The 5192-nt window shown below is 72.4% G+C and carries 4 protein-coding genes and 2 pseudogenes; 4 read left to right on the top strand and 2 right to left on the bottom strand.

The window, feature by feature from the left end:
• The 4 genes and pseudogenes from R6V09_RS45345 to R6V09_RS45330 all read left to right on the top strand — a co-directional run.
• Nucleotides 1-190 (top strand): annotated as a pseudogene (locus R6V09_RS45345) (ornithine cyclodeaminase family protein); the annotation flags it as partial.
• Nucleotides 187-1332, top strand: a complete 1146-nt coding sequence (locus R6V09_RS45340; RefSeq protein WP_317887321.1) for an NAD(P)/FAD-dependent oxidoreductase — start codon at nucleotides 187-189, stop codon at nucleotides 1330-1332. The pseudogene R6V09_RS45345 and the gene R6V09_RS45340, both read left to right, overlap by 4 nt.
• Entirely contained in the window at nucleotides 1329-2396 is a 1068-nt protein-coding gene (locus R6V09_RS45335; protein ID WP_317887320.1) for a saccharopine dehydrogenase, read from the top strand. The genes R6V09_RS45340 and R6V09_RS45335 overlap by 4 nt, the downstream gene beginning before the upstream one ends.
• Nucleotides 2389-3543 carry a saccharopine dehydrogenase family protein gene (locus R6V09_RS45330; RefSeq protein ID WP_317887319.1) on the top strand — a complete coding sequence of 385 codons (1155 nt, stop codon included), beginning with the start codon at nucleotides 2389-2391 and terminating at the stop codon, nucleotides 3541-3543. The genes R6V09_RS45335 and R6V09_RS45330 overlap by 8 nt, the downstream gene beginning before the upstream one ends.
• Before the next feature lie 15 nt (nucleotides 3544-3558).
• On the opposite strand, the gene R6V09_RS45325 is transcribed toward R6V09_RS45330, so the two are convergent.
• Together R6V09_RS45325 and R6V09_RS45320 are read right to left on the bottom strand one after the other, a co-directional pair.
• Nucleotides 3559-4788: a serine hydrolase domain-containing protein gene (locus R6V09_RS45325; RefSeq protein ID WP_317887318.1), complete on the bottom strand. Its 1230-nt coding sequence runs from the start codon at nucleotides 4786-4788 to the stop codon at nucleotides 3559-3561.
• A 65-nt stretch (nucleotides 4789-4853) separates the two neighbouring features.
• Nucleotides 4854-5192: pseudogene (locus tag R6V09_RS45320) on the bottom strand (MFS transporter); the annotation flags it as partial.

Below are 5192 nucleotides of genomic sequence, written 5' to 3'. Positions count from 1 at the left end.
CGTCGAGGCCCTGCGCGACGGAGTGCCCGCCCCCGGCGACCTGATCCCGCTCGGCGCCGTACCCTTCGGCCGCCGCAGCGCCCGTACCGGCCCGGACGGCATCGTCCACCACAACAGCGTCGGACTCGGCGTCCAGGACGCTGCCGCGGCCCGGGCCGTCGTCGACGCGGCACAGAAGGAGCGCCCGTGAAGCGTCAGGCTGAGGTCGTCGTCATCGGCGGCGGGGTCATCGGTACCAGCATCGCCTACCACCTGGCCCGCGCCGGCGTCAGAGACGTGGTCCTGGTGGAACGGGACGAACTCGCCGCCGGGTCCACCTCGAAGGCGGCCGGCGGGGTACGGGCGCAGTTCTCCGACGAGCTCAACGTGCAGCTGGGCGCCCGCAGCCTGGAGGCCTTCGACCGCTTCGAGGAGGACACCGGCCACGACATCGGGTTACATCGCGTCGGCTATCTGTTCCTGCTGTCGAGGCCCGAGGACGTCGCCTCCTTCGAGGCGGGCGTCCGGCTGCAGAACTCCCTCGGCGTGCCCAGCCGCATGATCGACCCGGCCGAGGCCCGCCGCCTCTCCCCGCTGATCGACACCGACGGCCTCGTCGCCGCCGCCTACTCGCCCGACGACGGCCACTGCACCCCCGAGGCCGTCGTCCACGGGTACGCCTCCGCCGCCCGCTCGTACGGCGCGACGATCCTGCGCCACACCGACGTGACCGGCATCGAGACACAGGGCGAGTACATCACCGCCGTGATCACGACCCTGGGCCGCATCGACACGAACACGGTGATCTGCGCGGCCGGCGCCTGGTCGAAGGCCGTCGGCGCGATGGTGGGCGTCGACCTCCCCGTACAGCCGCTGCGCCGTCAGATCGCCGTCACGGAACCCGTCCCGGGCCTCCCGCCCACGCTCCCCATGACGATCGACTTCACGACGAGCCTCTACTTCCACGGCGAGGGCCCCGGTCTCCTCGTCGGTATGTCCGACCCCGACGAGCGCCCCGGCTTCGCCACCGACACCCACGACCGCTGGATCCCGCGCCTCGCCGAGGCCATGCGGCGGCGCGCCCCCGGCCTCCTCGACCTGCGCCGCACCGGCGGCTGGGCGGGCCTGTACGAGAACACGCCGGACCACAACGCCCTGATCGGCGAGGCGACTTCACTCTCCCGCTTCCTGTACGCGACGGGTTTCTCCGGCCACGGTTTCCTGCAGGCGCCGGCGGTCGGCGAGGTGATCCGCGACCTGTACCTCGGCCACGTACCCTTCGTGGACGTCAGCCCCCTGAGCGCCGGCCGGTTCGCGGCCGACGCCCCGCGTCCGGAGGTCAACCTGGTATGACCGAGCTCCATCTGTGGCTGCGCCACGAGACCCGTACCACCGAACGCCGCACCCCGGTCGTCCCCGCCGACGCCCGCCGCCTGGTCGAGAGCGGGGTGACCCTGACGGTCGAGGAGTCCCCGCAGCGGATCTTCCCGGCCGAGGAGTACGAGGCGGTCGGCGCGAAGCCGGCACCCGCGGGTTCCTGGATGTCGGCGCCGAAGGACGCGGTGATCCTCGGCCTGAAGGAACTCCCGGACGAACCAGCCACACTGACGCACCGTCACATCTTCTTCGGGCACGCCTACAAGGGCCAGCCGGGGGCGAGTGACCTGCTGCGCCGCTTCGGCGCCGGGGGAGGGGCGCTGCTCGACCTCGAATACCTGGTGGACGACACCGGACGCCGCCTCGCCGCTTTCGGCTTCTGGGCCGGCTATCTGGGCGCGGCCCTGGCCGTCCTTCAGCACCGGGGACGGCTGGTCGCACCCCTCACGCCCACCTCGAAGGAGGAGCTGGACGAGACGCTCCGACCCGCCGCAGGCGACGCGGAGTTCAGCGCGCTGGTGATCGGCGCGCTGGGCCGCAGCGGCCGGGGAGCCCGGGCCGCGTTCGGCACGGCCGGGATCGAGCCGACCTGCTGGGACCTGACGGAGACCCAGAACCTGGACCGCCCGGCCCTGTTGGCCCGCGACGTCCTGGTCAACTGCGTCCTGGCGACCACCCCCGTCCCGCCCTTCCTCCGCGAGCAGGACCTCGACGACCCGGCCCGCCACCTCCGCACCGTCTCCGACGTCACCTGCGACGTCGGCTCACCCCTCAACGTCCTGCCGGTCTACGACCGCACGACCGAATGGGACGACCCGGTACGGCAGTTGCGCGAACAGCCCCCGCTCGACCTCATCGCGATCGACAACCTGCCGTCCCTCCTGCCGAAGGAGTCCAGCACCGACTTCTCGGCCGCACTGCTGCCCCAACTGCTGGACTTCGAGAGCGGCGGGGCCTGGGGGCGCTGCCTGGACCTCTTCCGCACGAAGTCCCGGGAACTCGGAATCGCCGTCGCGGAAGGGGAGTTGGGCCATGTCTGACGTGGTGCGCGCGAGCGGCACCGTCCACTGGATCGGCGCCGGACTGTCCACGGGCAGCGGGCTCGCCCTGCTGTGCGACACGGCGGGGAGGGTACGGCTGTGGCATCGCACCGAGGAGCGGGCGGCGCGGGCCCTCGACCACCTGGGGCTGACGGGACGCGCGGAGCCGCGCGCGTTCGACCTCGCCGCGCTCACCGCCGAACTGGTACCCGGAGACGTCGTCGTCTCCATGCTGCCCGCGCCCGAACACCCTGCGCTGCTGGCCGTCTGCGTCCGGCGGCAGGCCCACTTCGCCTGCTCCAGCTATGTGTCGGACGCCGTCCTCGAACAGGTACCGGCCGCCGAGAAGGCGGGCATCGTGGTGCTCACCGAGGCCGGACTCGACCCCGGCATCGACCACCTCTTCGCGCACAGCCTCGTCGCCCGCGCACGGGAGGCGATCGGTGCGGACACGGAGGCCTCCTACAGCCTCACCTCGTACTGCGGCGGTGTCCCCGCGGTGCCCAACGACTTCCGGTACCGCTTCAGTTGGGCGCCCGCCGGAGTCCTGGGCGCGCTGCGGTCACCGGCGCGCTATCTGGAGGGCGGGTCGGAGACCGTCGCCGAGCGGCCCTGGGAGGTGACCCGGCCGCATGTCGTCGACGGCGAGACCTTCGAGGTCTATCCCAACCGGGACAGCGTGCCGTTCATCGAGCAGTACGGGCTGCCCACCGCCTGGCAGCCGCGCACGTTCGTGCGGGGCACGCTGCGTCTGGAGGGCTGGCTGCGGGCCTGGGAGCCGGTGTTCGAGGAGCTGGAGGCGGGTGACGACACCCGGATCGCCGCGCTGGCAAGGGAGTTGGCGGCCACCTACCCCACCACGGACGCCGACCACGACCGGGTCGTCCTCGCCGTGTCCCTGGACGTCCGCGGCGACACGGGCCGTACCTGGTCCGGCAGTTACCTCCTCGACCTGGTGGGTGACGAGGAGGAGAGCGCGATGGCCCGCTGTGTCTCGCGCCCCCTCTCGCTGGCCGTCCGCCACATCCTGTCCGACGATCTGCCGTCCGGGCTGAACCGGGCGGCAGAGACGGCGGAGCGGTCCCGGGAGTGGCTGGGCGAACTGGCGGGGGAGGGGCTGGAGTTCACCCTGCGGGTGGATCAGTGAGCCGGCGGTCGCGGCTCAGCCCGTGACCGCCTCGTGCACCAGCTGCTTCAGCTCCGGGACGATCTTCAGCGACGACTTCGGCCGGAGCTGGGTCATGAACTGCACGGTCAGGTCCCGGCTCGGGTCCACCCAGAACGTGGTCGTCGCGACCCCGCTCCACCCGAACGTGCCGAGCCCCGCCGGGGACTGGGTGCGCTCGGGGTCGACGACCACGGAGACGCTGAGGCCGAAGCCGATGCCGTCGTTGCCGGGTTCCTGGTGGGCGGGGCTGCCGAAGGCGCGCATGTCGGCGCCGCCGGGGAGGTGGTTGCTGGCCATCAGGTCGACGGTCTCGGGGGCCAGCAGCCGGACGCCGTCGAGTTCGCCCCGGCGCCGCAGGAACTCCGCGAACCGGTGCACGTCGTACGGGCTCGCCGCCATGCCGCCGCTGCCCGACAGGAACCGCGGCCGGCCGCCCCGCAGCGGCAGCCCGAGGATCGGCTCGATCCCGCCGCCCTCGGCGTCGCCGTACAACTCGGCCAGCCGGCCCGCCTTCTCGTCCGGGACCTGGAAGCCGGCGTCCGGCATGCCGAGCGGCCGGAAGATCCGCTCGGCGAAGAACTCGTCGAGCCGCTGCCCGGACACCACCTCCACGATCCGGCCCAGTACGTTAGAGGCGACGGAGTAGTTCCACTGCGTGCCCGGCTCGAACTGGAGCGGCAGACTCGCGTACACGTCGATCGTCTCGGCCAGGTTGGCGCCGGCCGGCACGGACGACTCCAGGCCCGCCTCCCGGTAGAGGGCGTCGACGGGGTGCGAGTGGTAGAAGGCGAAGGTCAGGCCCGAGGTGTGGGTCATCAGATGCCGCACCAGCATCGGCCGCTCGACCGGCCGGGTCTTCAGGCCGGCGCCGGAACCGCTGTCGTAGACCCGCATGTCGGCGAAGGCCGGGAGGTGGTCGGCGACCGGGTCGTCCAGGGAGAGCCTGCCCTCCTCCATCAGGAGCAGCGCGGCGACCGCGGTGACCGGTTTCGTCATGGAGTAGATCCGGTACAACGTGTCCGGCGCGACGGGCAGTCCGGCCGCCACGTCGCGGTGCCCGTGGGCGGTGAGGTGGGCGACCCGGCCGCCGCGGGCCACGGACACCAGGAAGCCCGGCAGGCGCTCCACGTCGACGTAGTGGGCGAAGTGCTGGTCCAGGCGGTCCAACGCCTTGTGATCCAGTCCGACCTCGTCCGGGTCGACCTCTTGTCGCAGCTGTGCCATGGCTCTCCTCCGAATTGCGTTCACGAGGTGGGGTCCCGCATACCCGGCCCCGGACACCTCGGAACTCATCGTCGCGCAGGAACACCTGCGCGGTCTCCTGTAACGCCGCGATGTGTGAGCGACGCGACTGTCCGGCCGGGCAGCGCGAGACAGGTGAGAGCACCGGTCAGGGCCACCCCGGCGAGCAGTCCGAGCGCCCATTCCCGGCCACCGGCGGCCAGCAGCGTGCTCCCGGCGGCGACACCGAGCGTCGGACCCACGTTCACCGCGGTCTGCTTGAGCCCGCCCGCCACCCCGGCGGACTCCACGGCCGCCGCCCGCACCACCACCTGGGTCGCCGCCACCATCACCGTCCCGAACCCGGCCCCCAGCAGGGCGAATCCCCCGCACACGGCGACGGTGCC

This window comes from Streptomyces sp. W16 (assembly GCF_033194735.1).
Taxonomy (GTDB): domain Bacteria; phylum Actinomycetota; class Actinomycetes; order Streptomycetales; family Streptomycetaceae; genus Streptomyces.
Note: the sequence above shows the minus strand (reverse complement) of the source record. Positions and strands in the feature narration are given on the sequence as shown.